Origin of the sequence: Yersinia sp. 2466 StPb PI (assembly GCF_041538325.1) — a bacterium.
Lineage (GTDB): Bacteria > Pseudomonadota > Gammaproteobacteria > Enterobacterales > Enterobacteriaceae > Yersinia > Yersinia enterocolitica_E.
The window spans coordinates 2,933,469-2,950,760 of the sequence record NZ_JAULSL010000001.1; the positions used below are offsets into that span (position 1 = coordinate 2,933,469).

The window sequence follows — 17,292 nt, forward strand, 5'->3', positions numbered from 1 at the left end:
ATATTACCGTTACTTCATATCAGCGTTACTTCGCTGCTGGAAACGCCTTTATATTATGCGCGAGTTGGCGATAATACCCGTTCCAAATCTGATACTGCTCCGGCTGCTGCCAGACTTGCTGGTGCAAACGCGAAATCAATACCGGGTCGCTGAGTAATTCCAGACGCTGTAATTTAGCCAATTTATCCGGCCCAGCCTCCAGCGCGAGTGTCAGCCGCTCGCCACGCACCTGCTCGATAATCGCACGGGTATGGTGGCGAGCTGTCGCCATCGCACTGGCCAGCGCGTTATACGATGGGTTCATCACCGCATGCAAGAAACCATTACTGAGCGCCCGCTGATGGTTAAGCTTCAGGTACTCTTCCGTCGCCAGCAATTCTCGTGGTGGATTATACTCTTCCGGGATCAAAAATAATTTAGCCCGTTTACTGGCCATCCCCAATGTCCGACGGCTGGAAACCACAGAGACTAGCGGTGACAGAATCAACGAAAATACAATCGGCGATAACCACCACAAGAAGCGCAGATCCAGCCAGGCCACGCCACCGGCCCAAACCAGACCCAGTAACAATTGCGAGCCGTGACGAACCATAGCTTCACTCCACGGCGTGGCATCATCATCACGTTGTGGTGAGTTCCATTGCACTGACCAACCGAGGAAGGCGCTGACCACAAACACGGTATGGAACAGCATCCGCACAGGGGCCAGTAACACGGAGAACAACATTTCAGCCAGCATCGACAGCAATAGACGCAGCGCCCCACCGTACTCTTTCGCCCCTTTTGCCCAGATCAAAATGATGCTGAGTAATTTTGGCAAGAACAGTAATACCAAAGTGGTGGAGAACAAGCCAATTGCCAGCTCGGGCCGCCACTGGGGCCAGACTGGGAACAGTTGACGCGGTTGCAGGAAATACTGCGGTTCCATCAAGGTATGCACCGCTTGCAAAGCAGTACACAGCACCAGGAACATAAACCACAACGGCGCAGACAGATATGACATCACACCGGTGAGGAACACAGCCCGGTGAACCGGATGCATGCCCTTAACCAGGAACAACCTGAAATTCATCAAATTACCGTGGCACCAACGGCGGTCTCGTTTTAGTTCATCAAGCAAATTAGGTGGCAGTTCTTCATAGCTACCCGGCAAATCATAAGCAATCCACACTCCCCAGCCGGCACGACGCATTAATGCCGCTTCCACAAAGTCATGCGACAAAATGGAACCTGCGAACGAACCTTCACCCGGCAATGGTGCCAGTGCACAATGCTCGATAAAAGGCTTAACCCGAATAATGGCATTGTGGCCCCAGTAATGGGATTCGCCTAACTGCCAGTAATGTAAACCAGCCGTAAACAGCGGACCATAGACTCGCGTGGCAAATTGCTGGATACGGGCATACAGCGTGTCCATACCTGAGGCTTTCGGCGCAGATTGGATAATCCCGGCATTTGGATTGGCTTCCATCAGCCGCACCAGCCCGGTCAAACACTCACCGCTCATCACGCTATCGGCATCCAGAATCACCATATAGCTGTACTGACTGCCCCAACGGCGGCAGAAGTCATCGATATTACCGCTTTTGCGTTTAACCCGACGGCGGCGGCGGCGGTAGAAAATGCGCCCATGCCCATCGACATCACGACACAGCTCCAGCCAGGCTTTCTGCTCTGCCACACAGATATCGGGGTCATAACTGTCACTCAGCACATAAATATCGAAGTGCTCAAGCTGACCCGTGGCGGCGACTGACTCATAAGTAGCACGTAGCCCCGCAAATACCCGCTCCACGTCCTCATTACAAATTGGCATAATCAGCGCGGTCCGGTGAGCTGGATTGAGCGCCTCATCTCCTTTGATAGTAGAGGATATGCTGTATTTATCTTTGCCAATCAGCAATTGCAGGAAGCCCATCAGCGCGGTCCAGAATCCGGCAGAGACCCAACAAAACAGCACGGCAAACAGAATCAGGATGCCGGTTTGTAGCAGGTAAGGCAGCAATTGCATTACCGAAACCTGCCAGTTTTGTTGCCAGATCTCAAAAGGATCGATTAACGCCCACCCCTGGTAGGGCAGAATGGTCTTCATATAACTGGTCGCAATGGTGGTTTGCAACACAATGAGTATCAGCAAAATATAGCGGCGCAGAGAACCTACGCTACGCCATTTCTTCTCGGCGATGGCCTGCTCATGGGTTTGTGCCCGTGACACCGGGTTACGACCCAATAATGAATCCCAAAAACGCCCCACCGGATTGGTCCGCCATGCCTGCGGTGCCATACTGGTGCGTTTGATGGGCGGCATCGCATTAATGATCGTGCGCCCTTCGCAATCTGACTCCAGTTGTTTCCCTTGCGCCAAGGCCTCCGGCCACGCCGCACGCAGACGGGCATTGACTGATGCTAACGCACTGTCTTCCTGGCTAAAAACTCCCGTTGGTGGCGCACTGGCCGCCAGTTGCTGATGCAAATGCTGCATCGCTTCAGGGGGGCTATCGAGTAATACATCTTCAGGTAGAGCATCACGCAGCGCCCCTTGCTGCTGAGCAGTCAGGGGCAAGTCCGCAATATAATCCTGTACAGGAGATTGATTTGACTTATTCATCGGCAGGTAGCTGATAGCTCCAGGTTTCAGTCAGGGTTTTATCACCGTTAACCAGCGCAGCACGCATTTCTATCGGTTTTTTTGCGTCCTTAACTTTCAGCCGCAATGTTAAACGCCAGCCCTTAGTAACCGGGTTGTAGCGCACACTGTTCTCGATCAATTCACCGTTGTCGTCGATACTGACCTGTGAAGCTAGCGGTGTATTTTCATCAAGTGATTTCAACACTGGACCGACAAAATCAACCAGGAATGCCACACTGCCATCAGGCTGACGAATCAGATTCGACTGTTTCACATCACCGGTTGAACGTAAGGTCTGTTTGACATAGGCCACGTCCGGCGAATGCAATTTCTCTTCATCGCGCGTGAAGTGCAGGCGGTAATTCAGATCAAGTGATGTTTTTGCATCCGGCAACACGTCTGGTGACCAGAAGGCCACGATATTGTCGTTGGTTTCATCCGCCGTTGGAATTTCCACCAGCTCAACTTTACCTTTGCCCCAATCACCACGCGGTTCAACCCAGGCACTCGGACGCAAATCGTAGCGGTCGTCTAAATCTTCATACTGCGAGAATTCACGACCCCGTTGTAGCAAACCAAACCCTTTTGGATTTTCCACCGTATAGGTGCTGACCGACAGGTGTTTTGGATTATTCAGTGGTCGCCAAATCCATTCACCATTACCCGCATGAATAGAAAGACCATTGGAATCATGTAATGCCGGACGATAGTTCAACACTGCTGACGGCTGGCTTGGCCCAAACAGGAACATGCTGGTTAATGGTGCAATACCCAGCTTCTCAACCTTGTCGCGCAGGAAGACTTTGGCCTGTACATCAATAGTGGTGTCGCGCCCCGGATAAATGACGAAACGGTAAGCACCGGTGGCACGAGGTGAGTCCAGCAGAGCATAGATAACCAGATGTTTGTCATTTGGTTTAGGCCGCTCAATCCAGAACTCACGAAAACGTGGGAACTCCTCGCCAGAGGCCAATGCAGTATCAATGGCCAGCCCGCGTGCAGAAAGGCCATAAACCTGACCTTTACCAATCACACGAAAATAGCTGGCACCAAGCATACTTACGATTTCGTCTTTCTTATCCGCTTTATTGATCGGATAAAGCACTTTAAAACCAGCAAAACCTAAGTTCTTCACTGACTCGGCATCATGCTTGACCGAACCAAAGTTAAAATAGTCAGGGCTATAATTGATGGGTTTAACACTGGTCGCAGTAACTTCGTTGATCTGCACTGGTGTGTCGAAGTACATGCCTTGGTGATAGAACTCTAACTTAAATGGCGTATCCAGTTTGGTCCAATACGATTTGTCATGGTTAAACTGAATCTGCTGATAGTCGGCAAATTTCATTTCGCGAAATTGCGATGGAAGGTTACTTTTTGGTGCCTCGAAGCTTTTACCCGCCAATGTCTGTGCCTGTTTAGCCACATCATCTAACGAGAAAGCCATTGCCTGAGAAGTGAATAATGACAGCAAGAGAGTTACCCCCAGCCATCTGACGCTGTTCGCGCGTGACCCTTTAGACATTCTATTAACGTTCGAAAAAATATTAACTCGCACATCTCCCCCTGTTCGGGTGCTTAAATCATCACAGCCAAATTATTGACGGTTTATCCCACATACCGTACAGATAAATTCAGGTTAGCGTAAATGCCTGAGTTATGCTGACGGTTGATTGTTTAAACCCGTGGCTAAGCCACAAGACTATCTTGCCCAGCTAAAATACGCTATGGAAAATCATTAGCCCTTATAGTAGTGTTTCTCGCCTTACTGATCCATTGAATAACGTATATTGTTATCAATAAACGTTTAGTATAAAAACAACTCCGTGGGTAAAACTGGCGCGTTATTCTAATTCCGATAACAAATAGTGAATAAGTATGAAAAAAAATACTAACCAACGGGAGTACTTTCTAGACGCTATCCGCGCCTATTTGATGTTACTCGGCATTCCTTTTCATCTTTCTCTTATATACTCCAACCATCATTGGGCAGTGAATAGTACGCATCCTTCACATCTATTTACCTTACTAAACGATTTCATTCACGCCTTTCGCATGCAGGTATTCTTTGTTATTTCCGGCTATTTTTCGTTCATGTTATATCAACGCTATGAGCGCCAGCGCTGGCTTAAGGTCCGCCTGGAGCGGGTGGTTATTCCGTTACTCACCGCCATCCCATTAATAACATTGCCACAATTTTACCTCCTTAAAAATTACACCACCAAATTACAAGATTGGAATTCATTTACAATTTATCAAAAAATAAATATTGCTATTTGGGAAATGGTTTCACACTTATGGTTTTTGTTAACCCTCGCATTGCTGACGACAATCTGTTTTTATCTGTTCAAAAAAATCAAGAATAACCAACAGTCAGTTCCAGTGTTGATAAAGGAAATGAATAATATAGGAAAAATCTCACTATCATTGTTTGGCTTTGTATTAATCTACGCGGTCATTCGTAGAATAATATTTCTTCTTAACCCGGAAATACTCTTTAATAGTGTCTTCAATTTCTTTGTTATGGAGACTTTGTTTTATCTACCGTTCTTTCTATTGGGTGCTTACAGCTTTATCTATCCGCCACTCAAACGGGTATTTCTTACCTTATCACCTGGTGCATTTTTGGCCTCAGTGTTGTTATTCATCGCCTATTCGATAAACCAACATATTAATACTGCTGAGTTTTTTGCCTTTGAGCTGGATCTTATCATCAAGGCATTGATGGGCGTGACCATGACCAATGTGGTCTACTCTATTGGGTACCGGTTATTAAACTACCCCTCACCACGTATCACCTATCTGGTTAATGCCTCACTTTTCATCTACCTGGTGCATCATCCGCTAACCTTGATTTATGGTGCCTTTATTACACCGCTAATTGACAATAATGGCCTTGGCTTTGTAGTGGGCATGGCCTTTGTTTGCCTGATTTCATTCATGTTATATGAGATTCATCGCCGTATTCCATTGCTGAAATTCTTATTTTCTGGCAAGCCGCAGCAGCAAACGGTGTAATCAAATTATTATTCAAACGAATAATGTTATTGCTAAGCGATATGAATATCGGCATACCGCTTAAGCGATAAAACGGCTACACTGTGAAACCATCATGTAGATGGCGGGATGGCTAATGCCTCACTGCTTGCTCTGCTTTCAGAGCAACTATCCTGTTGATTCCTTATCAGGATTTGTTTCACTTGCAGTGACAACAAAAAGAGGAATTGTGATGAAAAAGCAAGAATCTACTGAGAATAATCCCAAGTCTGATGCTGTTGCAGTCACCGAGTTCGCTACCCTGTTTGCCTTGGTTAGCCGCCTTAGCGGAGCGCTGGACAGCGCAATCACCGGAAAAGATCGCAGCGTATTAGTTAACGAACTGTCACAGCTTTCTGTCGATAATCTTCCTGAACAGGAAAAAGCACCGACAGCAGAAGCACTGAGAAGAGCGCTGGTAACACTCAAACGCGACTAGTTCTACTATCCAACGCTCACCCTTGATTCCCCGCTGGGCAATTAAAGGTGAGCGACCCCTCTTTTATCCTCATAATTTTAATCATTATATAGACTTAACGTCTTTTACATTTCAGCAAAGCTGCAAATGATTCCATTCCAAAGAACTGACAAAATCAGTGGTTCAAGTGAGTAAGTACCACAACGCTATGAACTAAAGAAATGCTGATTTAACACATTGAATTAGGTCATCTCTTCGCATTAGATGAGGTAAATCTGTGTATAATAATTTTTTATAACTTTGGCCTGTTATTCATTTATTTTCGCCTTAAATCAGGAGAACTCCCACCTTGGACGCCATCGCAATTAATAGCCTCTTTTTGATCGGCGCAGTGCTGGTGGGAGCCAGTATTTTACTGAGTTCACTCTCTTCCCGGCTGGGTATTCCGATTCTGGTTATCTTTCTGGCCATCGGTATGCTGGCAGGCGGCGACGGTATTGGCGGGATTGCTTTCGATAACTACCCAGTGGCGTATCTGGTCAGTAACCTTGCGTTGGCGGTTATCCTGCTAGATGGCGGGATGCGCACTCGAGCCTCATCATTCCGTGTTGCCCTATGGCCTGCGCTCTCTTTAGCAACCGTCGGTGTGGTGATTACTGCCGGTCTGACGGGCCTGGCTGCGGCCTGGCTGTTCGATTTAGATATTATTCAAGGGCTGCTCATTGGTGCGATTATTGGCTCGACCGATGCCGCTGCGGTATTCTCACTGCTTGGGGGTAAAGGCCTCAACGAGCGCGTCAGTGCCACTTTAGAGATAGAATCAGGCAGCAATGACCCCATGGCGGTGTTTTTAACCGTTACCTTGATTGCCATGATCTCCGCAGGTGAAACCAGCCTCAGTTGGATGTTCCTGGTGCACTTAATCCAACAGTTTGGTCTGGGAATTATCATCGGGTTAGGCGGTGGCGGTTTACTGCTGCTCTTTATAAACCGAATAGAGCTAGCGAATGGTTTATATCCCCTGCTGGCAGTTAGTGGTGGGATTCTGGTTTTCTCATTGGCAACGGCCATGAACGGCAGTGGTATTCTGGCAGTATATCTCTGCGGGCTATTACTGGGTAACCGCCCTATCCGTAACCGCTCCGGTATATTACAAACTTTCGATGGGCTGGCATGGCTGAGTCAGATCGGGATGTTCCTGGTGTTGGGGCTGTTGCTTAATCCAAGTGACCTATTGCCGATAGCGATCCCAGCGCTGCTCCTCTCATTGTGGATGATTTTGTTCGCCCGACCACTGTCGGTGTTCATTGGTTTACTGCCGTTCCCAAGCTTTAATCTGCGTGAACGGATCTTTATTTCCTGGGTGGGTTTACGCGGTGCAGTGCCGGTTATTCTAGCCGTATTCCCGATGATGGCCGGCATTCCCAACGCGAATTTATTTTTCAATGTGGCCTTTTTTGTCGTGCTGGTATCACTGCTGCTACAGGGTACCAGCCTGTCATTTGCCGCACGTAAAACTAAATTGGTGGTGCCTCCAGCACTAGCACCGGTCTCGCGCATTGGGTTAGATATTGATATGAATAACCAATGGGAACAGTTCATTTACCAGTTGAGTTGTGACAAGTGGTGTATCGGTGCTGCGCTGCGCGATTTGAAAATGCCTAAAGGGACACGTATTGCGGCGCTGTTTCGTGGTAAAGACTTATTGCACCCCACCGGCAGTACCCGTCTGAAAGAAGGTGACATCTTGTGTGTTATCGGTCAGGAACACGACCTGCCAGCATTGGGAAAACTGTTTAGTCAGTCGCCCAATATCCAACTGGATGAACGCTTCTTTGGTGACTTTATTCTTGATGCCGATGCCAAGCTCCACGATATCTCTCAGATTTATGGCCTTAATCTGGAACCCGGAATCGATAAACAGCAAACATTGGGCCAATTCGTCCTCTATTTATTTGGTGGAGAGCCTGTTATTGGCGATCAGATTGAGTGGGATGGCTTGACCTGGACGATTGCCGAAATGGAATCGGATCGGGTAAGTCGGGTCGGGGTGAAAATCGTTACCGATAAAGCCTGATGTTATGATGAATAAGTGATAGGGATACCGTACAGGGGAACGCAATGAAATTGTCTATTTATGACCATCTGACAGTATCAATTTTATGAACCTACCTCCTGCTGATTGGGATAACCAGCGTACATTTCTGGCCATTATGCGTGAAGGCAGTTTATCTGCCGCCGCACGGAGTCTGAATGTTTCGCAACCGACAGCCCGCCGGCATATTGAGTCGCTGGAACAATGTCTTGGGCAAAAATTGTTTAACCGCACGTCCACTGGATTAATCCCAACGGAAACAGCGCGGGCACTGTTACCCCATGCCTTGGAAATGGCCACCGCTGCCGACGCTTTTGTACGAGCCGCCTGCGCCGATATTGGGTCAGCTAAAGATACCGTGCGCATTGCCACCAGTGAGTTACTTGGCGTTGAAATCCTGCCGCAACGCTTAGAACCTCTGCGCTTACACTATCCTGAGCTGGTGCTGGAATTAAGTCTGGGTAGCAAGATAGAGGGGTTAACCCGCCAGGAAGCCGATATTGCAGTAAGAACCTTACGCCCCAAAGCGTTGCCAGTTATTGCGCAACGGGCGGGTTATTGCGAAGTTGGGCTGTTTGCTACTGAAGATTACATTGAGCGCCATGGTATGCCGCAGAGTCTCGGAGCATTAGCGTTTCACGCGTTAATCGGTCCGGATCGTAACACCTACGATGTCCAGGTTCTGCGTGAACAGGGAATCGATTTTAAACCGCACCAATACCGCCTACGTACTGATAGCCATTTGGCACAGTTGGCGGCAATACGCAGCGGTTTGGGCATTGGTGCCTGCCATGAACCCATAGCTCGTCAATCTGGGTTAGTGCGGGTGTTAGCACAAGAATTCTCGTATCCACTGGAGTTTTGGCTGGTGATGCATGAAGATCTACGCAATACCCAGCGAGTCCGCGTGGTATTCGATCATTTACTCAATACACTGCGCCAATATCTGGCTGAATAAGCGCTAAGTGCAACAGGGCCTATGCGACCCTGTTTTGATTAATTAAGACAATTTAAAGTGGATAACGCAATATAGCGCTCAACTGATTACCGGCTAAATCGCTTTCCCGCACCGCCAAAACTCGAGCTCCGGTTGCCAATGCACGTCTGGCAATCTCATCGATAACCCCATATGTCAGAGCATCATCTTCTGACGCAAAAGTAATAATACCCTGATCATTGATAGTTCCTGGGACTTGGCTTTCAATATCAACCAGTAATAAATCAATAGCACCGAACGTTGCCGCCCGTGCCGCATCCGACAAATCATGAGTGACTCGACGTTCTCCTGCGCGCTGTTCAAATAACGGCTTCAGCCCCTCTATTTGCGCCCGATAGAAATTATCCAATACCGGGCGCGCTAATGTGGCAAGTTCCGAAATATTAAGATGTTCTGCATTGGTAGATAACGTTTCATCCACCAGATTTGATAATGAATTTGTCGCCCGATAAATTGACGTCAAAGGTTCAGTACTGACTAAAATAAGCGGATAGTTATGACGGGCAAATAATGGCCGCAGGGCATTATCTATTTGCCGGGTATATTGTGCGAGCCTTACTTTTTCATGTACGCCATCATACTTACGTGCATTTAATGAAGCTTTACCTACTGCATTTAACACATTGTCAGGTAGGTTGGGAACAGAAACGATAGCGGGTGGTGCATCGGCAAAAAACTCAATCAAACGCACTTCATTTTCTGATAATGCCAGAATATAAGCGGAGTGTGGAAATGTCAGTGCGCGTAATAACGGTTTGAGGTGGAAACGCTCACTGATCTCTACTTGGTCTTGCAGTTTATTAGCCAAACGGTAGGTTCGCAAAGTATCAGGCGTCGCAAGTATTGCGAGGCTGTAAGCATGCAGATCCCAGAATGACTCATCCTCTAATACGGAATATAACTCTTCTTCCAATAAAGCCAGACGCCGTTTATCAAAGTTTACGGCCTCAAGCTGTTGTAATGCCTCTTTTATTAAGTTCCCCAGCTGGATTTTACTGCCAGCTAACTGTTGATGTAACGGTGATGTTTCAAGATAGATGGAAACGCAGGCATCGGAGCGTACATCAGAAAGACTAAGAAATTCTTCACGACTTGGAATGTCAACATGTAGCATAGGTCACCTTCAAGAAATAATGGACACGATACTTATATCTTTATCAAGTGCATGTTTATTATAGCCAACCAATGCCACTTTGCTTTCTATCGACATCGAAAAAATCGTTGCACGCTAAAATTGTTAAAATACATTTAACTGCTGGTATTAGCCCTAATATCTCAAATTCAATTAAGGCTAGTACATCCCCCACATTGATAACTTTGCACTATTTATTCTTTATTCGTTATTCTGTCTTATTCTGTTTTATTCGATTAACCAAAATGATCCCCGCACAAACCAATACCAGCGCAAGGGCATTCTTCCATTCTAAAATGCTTTCATTGAGGAAAATGGCGGACAGAACCGCACCTGAAACCGGGATGAGAAAATTGAACGGTGCAACCATCCCTACCCGATTATATTTGAGTAGCAAGCTCCAGAGTGCAAAAGCGGCCGATGACAACAGCACCAGGTAGGCCAATAACAATAAAGCCCGCCAGCCAATGTCACTCAAATGGCCACCAAAGAGATAACCGCCAAGCGTCAACACCAACCCTCCGATGGCAAGTTGGTAGCCTGTCATCACCGTGGTATCCATGGTTTGTGAAATACGTTTGCCGTAAATACTGGCGGCAGAAAGGATGAAAGCAGCCAGTACCACACTTCCCTCACCTAACAGTGAAAAATTAAAATCCATCAAATCGGCGCCAAAATTCACCACCATCACGCCAGCAAAACCCAGTGCGCAGCCAATGATTTTATTAAATGATAATCGATCATTTTTATAAATATAATGCGCCAACAAGACACTGAAGAATGTCCCCGTTGCATTCATGATGGAACCTTTCACCCCGGTAGTATATGCCAGCCCAATATAGAAAAAGACATACTGTAACGTGGTCTGTGTTAGACCTAAAATGGCAATCTGCCTATATTGGCCCTTGTTAAGTCGGCCAATAGCTTTACCACTGGCAACAGCAAAAATGAGTAGCACTAACCCGGCCAATAAAAAGCGATAACCCGCAAACACCATCTTGCTCGGAATGTCATCTGGGGCGATATGAAACAGTGCATAACCATTTTTAATCGCAGGGTAGGCACTGCCCCAAAGAAGGCAACAGAAGGTTGCCACGAGGAAAACAAATTTTTTATTGGTAAAAAGCGCAGGACTGCGGTCCACGTGAACATCCTTTTCAATCAAAAAATGAAATGATGTTTCGTTATAACTATTTCCTGTTGAAAAGTCCCGTCTGATGTCACTTTTCTCTTAAAAAGATCCATCAACTCTCCGAGTACCGCACCTATAGCACGTGGCCATCAAAAATAGATTGTCTATCTTTTTGCTATTTGTAGAATAATTGAACGACGATGCTGACATTCATTAGTTATTCATGGCGTTGTCTAACCTCGTTCAATGTTTGCACTAACGGACAGAGATCGTGTACGATGCTGGTTTAATTAAATAACTTTGGTTTTCATCATGTTAAAACTATTTAACGTAAACTTTAACAGTATGCCTGAAAGAAAGTTAGACGAGATCTTCACACTTAGAAAAATAACATTTAAAGATCGCTTAGATTGGAAAGTAACCTGTACTGATGGCAGAGAAAGCGACCAATATGATGATGAGAATACAAACTATATATTAGGAATAATAGAGGACACTATTGTTTGCAGTGTCAGATTTATTGAAATGAAATATCCGACAATGGTGGCAGGGCCATTCGCACCTTATTTTTCCGACATTGACCTTCCGGTCGATGGTTTTATAGAATCCAGCCGTTTCTTTGTTGAAAAAAAACTAGCAAGAGATATGGTAGGCAATAATAGTGCACTCAGCGTATTACTTTTTTTAGCAATGGTTAATTATGCCAGAAGCCGTAATTATAAAGGTATACTGACTGTTGTCAGCCGAGGGATGTATGTATTACTGAAGCGTTCCGGCTGGAATATTACAGTTTTAAACCAAGGTGAGTCAGAGAAAAATGAGGTTATTTATCTTTTACATCTGGGTGTCGACATTGATAGCCAACAACAATTAATAAAGAAGATACGCAGAACGCATCACGTTGAACCTCATATACTTGAAACCTGGCCATTAGCGGTGCCAGATATAGTTAAATAGGTTTAATTAACTTTAACTCTATGCCAAGTCTTATCGCATGCTTGGCATTTAAAACACCAAGTTTTCTGACAACATTACCAATATGAAACTTAACTGTACTTCTTTTTATTCCCAATATTATGGAGATTTCCGAGTATGTTTTGCCGACACTAGCCCAATATAAAATTTCGTTCTCTCTAGGCGAAAAGATTTCCCTTTCGTCACCAGCACAATTCAACTTATTGTTTTTACTGTTATTTTTGTGGTAAAGACCCAACATTTTATCATGAGTCAGAATAAGCAGCATTTGAATTTTCTCTTTATTGGTCTCAATGCTCTCATCAAAAGAAATGCTATCATCACTTCCATTAGAAATATTCAGCGTTGCCATATTATGATTATTATCATGAAGAACAAATGTATAACCATTAATGATATTATATTCTCTGGCAAGGTTAAATACGGCTGAGTCGGTTGACTTTATATTAATCACCGAATTGTCGTCCCAAGCAAACGGAGCAACTTTGTCTTTTGCCGTCAAAATAACAGGATCGATAAGGTGGTAGTTATTTTTTTTATATGTTTGTATCCAATCCATTGGATAGTTTGAAATAATAGTCGGGTGTAAGGGTGTTTTCTTATTCATTACCAAATAGGAATAACGCAGATCACCATAAGCTTTTATTCTTCTTTGAATATAGTTCTTTATATCTTCATTAATACTTTCATTGTCAAAATAATCAATTATCATAACAGACCAAGTTTACTATATATGTTGAGCAACGATACAATTTTATGACATTGTTTTCAATAGAAATCAGTGTATAAAATAGACTTACAGAGTTTCCTCACAAACGCCCTGCTAACATTATATGAACAAACAACCTAGACTAAAGGATAGTTTCCCAAACTAGACTTAAGGCTAGCTATTATTATAGCCCTATGTTTATTAGACTGTTTTTGCTTTAAATAATTAGTTTTAGATATTATAGAACTAATATATTAGCGCACAGACGCTAAGAAAGTTAGTCAAAAAAGAATATATTTTCGCCAACACCAGGGGACTTTTAGTCCCACAAGACCTGCTCTGCCTAGCCATCTGGATGCATTTACATTCAGATGGCCATAATATCGCCCCGCCCCCTTCTCATCGTTTAAAAATCATACAAATAATCAATGTGTGCAGTAAATCCATGCTCCTTGCGATTAATAAATGATTCCTAATACATATAAACATTAACCTTATTTATATAATTTTGATAAACTTGACTTAAGTCATATCACTAACCCGAATTAATTGTATGATTAATAAACGGTTATAATGTTTTCCCTGGTGTTGGCCGAATTGGCATCCCTTACCAAATGAGATTGGTAAGGGTTTTTTTTGTCTATCATTCAGCCTGCTGCATCACCCGAGCTAATGTAATAGCACGGATAATCACCGCACGATCAACCTGTGGGTTACCACTTTCCAATAACTGCTGCCAAATAGCGATGGCCTGCGCGTATCTATCATGGGTAAAGTTATCAGCGGCTTGCAGCATTAGCGCAGTATATTGCATGGGATCTTTAGTCAAAGCCTGCTGTAACCAGTACGTCACATCACCCGTCATTTTTTGCCCTGACCGGTAATAGAACACCGTCGCTCGTGCGGCATCAAAGTGGGCACTGGCCCCCTGCAAACGTTCAGCCTGCTGCAAGGCGATCAATGCATCCTCAAATTCGTTACGATATAAATAATGTTGAGCTAAACTGTACCATCCATCCCCCTTATCGGGAGCCAAACGAATACGTTGTTGTAACCGAGATAGCGTGGGATCACTGCTCTGCTTATCGAGCATATTATTCAACCGCTGGGCTTCCTGTAGCCGCAAAGCCTCTTGCTGCACGGCGGTATAATGGCCCAGTTGCCGGTATCCCAACATAATTAGAATCAGCACCACCAGGCTGAAGCCCAGTGGCCAGCGCCAGCTCAACCGACCATATTGCACCAGCCACGGCCACCACAAACTCACTACCACCAACAGCACCAGTATCGCCAGCCCTATCGATAGCACCATTATCGCGGCCCTCTCACACCTGAGACAGATTGCCGGCGTATCCTAAAAATCAACCCACCTAACACGCAGACCAGCAACCCCCCAGGCCCAAACCATAGCACCAGTGTGGCACTGCGCAACGGAGGACGATACAGAACAAAGTCCCCATAGCGCTGGGTCATTACGGCCATTATCTCCTGAGAGCTGTGTCCTGCTTCTACCAACTGATAGACCTCTAATCGCAAGTCTTGCGCTATCGGCGAGGTCGACTCCAGCAAGTTCTGATTTTGGCATTGGGGACAACGCAACTCCTGCGCCAATGCCAATGCTTGTTGCTGATGTTGCGGCGAACTAAAATGATAGGTATCCACCAGATCAGCCGCAACACCAGATGAAAAAACCAGTGATAACATCAGGAATAAAACTTTCATGGGGTTCCCACCCTCGCCCATTGCGCCAGTAGCGGCATAAACTGTTGTTGCCATATCTCTGTCGTCATTTCACCAGCATAGCGCTGGCGAATAATGCCATTTGCATCAATTAGCCAGGTCTCAGGTGTACCATATACCCCCATCGCCAGTGCTAATGTGCCATGCGGGTCATAAAGGTTCTTCTGATAAGGATTGCTGTAGCGCCGCAGAGTATTTAACGCCGCCTGACGGTCATCGCGGTAATTCAGACCATAGAACTGCACACCATGCAGCGTCCCGGCTATCTGCCCCAGTAGGGCGAGCTCTTGCTTACAACTGGCACACCAACTGGCCCATACATTAATCACCGTCACCTTACCCAACAGTTGCTCTCGCGTTATGTTCTGCCCGGGCTGTTGCAATTCGGATAAAGAAAAAGCGGGAAACGGCAGGTCTTGCTCGGCCAACTCGATACGATGCGGATCCCGCGTTAAGCCGCTATAAAGCAAGCAGCCCAGCAGTAAGGCAACCAGAGGGACAATCAACCAAGGCCAACGTTGTTTCATTTATCCCCCGCGAGGTCGCTAACAGGGTGGATTCTGCGCCATAGCGCCAATAAACCACCAACTACCATCATCAGTGCGCCCCCCCAAATCCAGCTAACCATCGGTTTATGCGACAAACGTACGCTATACTCCCCCGCGCCCAAACTATCCCCCAGAACCACATAAAAGTCGGCCAAGGGGCTACTGGCTATCGCCGGCTCTATCATCAACATTCCCCGCGCTGTATAGTGCCGCCGCTCCGGTAACAACGTGGTTAACGCTTGCCCATTCTGGCTGACCACAATATGCGCCTGCTCACTGGTATAGTTTGGGCCGATCACTAATTCAGTTTGACGATAGGTAAACTGATAACCCGCCAGCGTGACCTGACTGCCTGGTGCCATACGTCGCCCCTGCTCGACGGTGTAATATGAAGCAAACAGCATTCCCAGCAGGCTGACCGCAACGCCACCGTGTATCAACCATAAATAGCCACGTATCTTTGGCGCAAATAATGGCGCGAACAACGTCCAGAGGGCCAGAGTGACACCTATCAGCATCCCCACCTGCCACGGTGATTCGAATAGACCTAAACTGAGCACCCCACCGGAGATAGCTAATACAGCAGGTACGACAAGACGCCAGCCATTGATTTTGCGGCTTTGCCGCCAATAGGCAAACGGCGTTATGCCCATCAGCAATAGCAACAGCAGCACAAAAGGTGTCAGGGTTTGATTAAAATAGGGCGCACCAACAGACAGTGATCCTAACCCCAGCACACTGACAATTAATGGATACAATGTGCCAATCAATACGGTTACCGCAGCAATGCTTAGCAGCACCATTGCCGCCAGCAGTAATGACTCCAGTGAGAAGAGGTTGAAAGCAGCAGAGCGATTGTTGCCCCGCACCCGCAGGGCAAATAGCGTCAATGAACTCAACGTCACCATGCCAAACAGCGCCAGTAAAGCCTCACCGCGCGCCGTATCAACAGCAAAAGCGTGAACTGAGGTCAACACCCCAGAGCGCACGATAAAAGTGCCTAACAAGCAGAGTTGAAATGTCACCAGCGACAGCAAAATGCCCCAATGATGATATAAGCCCCGTTTCTCAATAACAGCCAGAACATGTAACAGTGCAGTTGCGGTGAGCCATGGCAGTAATGACGCATTTTCAACCGGGTCCCAGAACCACCAGCCGCCCCACCCCAATTCGCTGTATGCCCACCATGCCCCCAACAAAATGCCAAACGTGAGAAAACTCCAGGCAGCCAATACCCAGGGACGGCAGTAGTGCACACTATTGTTGCCATTGCGGCCTGCAAGCAACGCCGAAACGGCAAAAGCAAAACTAACGGCAAAACCGCTATACCCCAGATACAACAAGGGTGGATGAAATATCAGCGCCAGATCCTGCAACATTGGATTTAAATCACGCCCCTGCGCCAACGTCGGGAACAATCGCTCAAAAGGATTGGAGAAAAAGAGGATAAAAACGCTCAGGATAAGCAGTAGCCCCCCCATCACTGCCAACGCGCGAGCAAAAAAACGCAGCGGAAAATGACGGCGAAAAAGCGTCAACGCGGAACTCCACAGGCTCAGAGCAAACAGCATAAACAACAAGGAGCCTTCATGCCCGCCCCAGATTGCCGCAACCTTATAAAATAGAGGGAGCTGGCTATTACCGTGTTGTGCTACATAAAGCAGAGAAAAATCATCGCTAACAAAGCACCAACCCAGTAACAACAGTGCCAATGTAATGAATAAGGTCACGGCGTAACTGAACGACGGTAACCAATACAACAAAGCCAATCGCCGCCCATGGAGAGCAATAATAGGCACACCAGTGAGCAGCAGCGCCAATGACGCAGCCACCAACAGTGACAACAGCCCCAACTCACCTACCATACATTTTCACCCATCA

General features: G+C 46.3%; 14 protein-coding genes. 5 read left to right on the forward strand and 9 right to left on the reverse strand.

Translation table 11 applies throughout. The features are described 5' to 3' along the window. Positions 1 to 25: 25 nt before the first annotated feature. Complete coding sequence (gene mdoH, locus Q2T72_RS13355; RefSeq protein ID WP_372569299.1) at positions 26 to 2,608, reverse strand: glucans biosynthesis glucosyltransferase MdoH; 2,583 nt, start codon at positions 2,606 to 2,608, stop codon at positions 26 to 28. Continuing rightward, entirely contained in the window at positions 2,601 to 4,154 is a 1,554-nt protein-coding gene (locus tag Q2T72_RS13360; RefSeq protein WP_083158497.1) for a glucan biosynthesis protein G, read from the reverse strand. Before Q2T72_RS13360 ends, mdoH begins: the two co-directional genes overlap by 8 nt. A 353-nt stretch (positions 4,155 to 4,507) precedes the next feature. Between Q2T72_RS13360 and mdoC the strand changes: the two genes are divergently transcribed. The 4 genes from mdoC (at position 4,508) to Q2T72_RS13380 (ending at position 9,136) form a co-directional block, all read left to right on the forward strand. Next, complete coding sequence (mdoC, locus tag Q2T72_RS13365; RefSeq protein WP_372569300.1) at positions 4,508 to 5,647, forward strand: glucans biosynthesis protein MdoC; 1,140 nt, start codon at positions 4,508 to 4,510, stop codon at positions 5,645 to 5,647. Between the two features lie 211 nt (positions 5,648 to 5,858). After that, complete coding sequence (locus tag Q2T72_RS13370) at positions 5,859 to 6,104, forward strand: hypothetical protein (protein ID WP_193784638.1); 246 nt, start codon at positions 5,859 to 5,861, stop codon at positions 6,102 to 6,104. A 328-nt stretch (positions 6,105 to 6,432) separates the two neighbouring features. Continuing rightward, positions 6,433 to 8,160, forward strand: a complete 1,728-nt coding sequence (locus Q2T72_RS13375; protein ID WP_083158494.1) for a potassium/proton antiporter — start codon at positions 6,433 to 6,435, stop codon at positions 8,158 to 8,160. Positions 8,161 to 8,245: 85 nt separating this feature from the next. After that, entirely contained in the window at positions 8,246 to 9,136 is an 891-nt protein-coding gene (locus tag Q2T72_RS13380; protein ID WP_372569301.1) for a LysR family transcriptional regulator, read from the forward strand. 52 nt (positions 9,137 to 9,188) lie between these two features. Here Q2T72_RS13380 and Q2T72_RS13385 read toward each other — a convergent pair whose 3' ends face one another. Then, on the reverse strand, positions 9,189 to 10,289 hold the full coding sequence (locus Q2T72_RS13385) for a hypothetical protein (RefSeq protein ID WP_083158492.1): 1,101 nt from the start codon (positions 10,287 to 10,289) through the stop codon (positions 9,189 to 9,191). 226 nt (positions 10,290 to 10,515) lie between these two features. Beyond that, a complete protein-coding gene (locus Q2T72_RS13390; RefSeq protein WP_372559297.1) occupies positions 10,516 to 11,451 on the reverse strand; it encodes a DMT family transporter in 936 nt (311 codons plus the stop codon). A gap of 300 nt (positions 11,452 to 11,751) precedes the next feature. On the opposite strand from Q2T72_RS13390, the gene Q2T72_RS13395 reads away from it, so the two are divergent. Next, on the forward strand, positions 11,752 to 12,396 hold the full coding sequence (locus tag Q2T72_RS13395) for an acyl-homoserine-lactone synthase (protein ID WP_193784637.1): 645 nt from the start codon (positions 11,752 to 11,754) through the stop codon (positions 12,394 to 12,396). Here Q2T72_RS13395 and Q2T72_RS13400 read toward each other — a convergent pair. The 5 genes from Q2T72_RS13400 to Q2T72_RS13420 all read right to left on the reverse strand — a co-directional run bounded on the left by Q2T72_RS13400 (position 12,389) and on the right by Q2T72_RS13420 (position 17,276). Continuing rightward, positions 12,389 to 13,126, reverse strand: coding sequence for an autoinducer binding domain-containing protein (locus Q2T72_RS13400; RefSeq protein WP_372569302.1), 738 nt, complete (start codon positions 13,124 to 13,126; stop codon positions 12,389 to 12,391). The genes Q2T72_RS13395 and Q2T72_RS13400 overlap by 8 nt on opposite strands. Before the next feature lie 640 nt (positions 13,127 to 13,766). After that, complete coding sequence (locus Q2T72_RS13405; RefSeq protein ID WP_372569303.1) at positions 13,767 to 14,435, reverse strand: cytochrome C heme lyase; 669 nt, start codon at positions 14,433 to 14,435, stop codon at positions 13,767 to 13,769. Beyond that, complete coding sequence (gene nrfF, locus Q2T72_RS13410; RefSeq protein WP_372569304.1) at positions 14,435 to 14,845, reverse strand: heme lyase NrfEFG subunit NrfF; 411 nt, start codon at positions 14,843 to 14,845, stop codon at positions 14,435 to 14,437. The genes Q2T72_RS13405 and nrfF overlap by 1 nt, the downstream gene beginning before the upstream one ends. Next, positions 14,842 to 15,390 carry a DsbE family thiol:disulfide interchange protein gene (locus Q2T72_RS13415; protein ID WP_083158487.1) on the reverse strand — a complete coding sequence of 183 codons (549 nt, stop codon included), beginning with the start codon at positions 15,388 to 15,390 and terminating at the stop codon, positions 14,842 to 14,844. The genes nrfF and Q2T72_RS13415 overlap by 4 nt, the downstream gene beginning before the upstream one ends. After that, complete coding sequence (locus Q2T72_RS13420; RefSeq protein WP_372569305.1) at positions 15,387 to 17,276, reverse strand: heme lyase CcmF/NrfE family subunit; 1,890 nt, start codon at positions 17,274 to 17,276, stop codon at positions 15,387 to 15,389. Before Q2T72_RS13420 ends, Q2T72_RS13415 begins: the two co-directional genes overlap by 4 nt. Positions 17,277 to 17,292: the final 16 nt, after the last annotated feature.

What these genes read in the sequence shown, in the direction of transcription:
- Q2T72_RS13405 (WP_372569303.1), bottom strand. Translation starts at nt 14,435, where the DNA reads ATGGTGCTATCGATAGGGCTGGCGATACTGGTGCTGTTGGTGGTAGTG.
- Q2T72_RS13360 (WP_083158497.1), bottom strand. Translation starts at nt 4,154, where the DNA reads ATGTCTAAAGGGTCACGCGCGAACAGCGTCAGATGGCTGGGGGTAACT.
- nrfF (WP_372569304.1), bottom strand. Translation starts at nt 14,845, where the DNA reads ATGAAAGTTTTATTCCTGATGTTATCACTGGTTTTTTCATCTGGTGTT.
- Q2T72_RS13385 (WP_083158492.1), bottom strand. Translation starts at nt 10,289, where the DNA reads ATGCTACATGTTGACATTCCAAGTCGTGAAGAATTTCTTAGTCTTTCT.
- Q2T72_RS13395 (WP_193784637.1), top strand. Translation starts at nt 11,752, where the DNA reads ATGTTAAAACTATTTAACGTAAACTTTAACAGTATGCCTGAAAGAAAG.
- Q2T72_RS13415 (WP_083158487.1), bottom strand. Translation starts at nt 15,390, where the DNA reads ATGAAACAACGTTGGCCTTGGTTGATTGTCCCTCTGGTTGCCTTACTG.
- mdoH (WP_372569299.1), bottom strand. Translation starts at nt 2,608, where the DNA reads ATGAATAAGTCAAATCAATCTCCTGTACAGGATTATATTGCGGACTTG.
- mdoC (WP_372569300.1), top strand. Translation starts at nt 4,508, where the DNA reads ATGAAAAAAAATACTAACCAACGGGAGTACTTTCTAGACGCTATCCGC.
- Q2T72_RS13400 (WP_372569302.1), bottom strand. Translation starts at nt 13,126, where the DNA reads ATGATAATTGATTATTTTGACAATGAAAGTATTAATGAAGATATAAAG.
- Q2T72_RS13420 (WP_372569305.1), bottom strand. Translation starts at nt 17,276, where the DNA reads ATGGTAGGTGAGTTGGGGCTGTTGTCACTGTTGGTGGCTGCGTCATTG.
- Q2T72_RS13370 (WP_193784638.1), top strand. Translation starts at nt 5,859, where the DNA reads ATGAAAAAGCAAGAATCTACTGAGAATAATCCCAAGTCTGATGCTGTT.
- Q2T72_RS13380 (WP_372569301.1), top strand. Translation starts at nt 8,246, where the DNA reads ATGAACCTACCTCCTGCTGATTGGGATAACCAGCGTACATTTCTGGCC.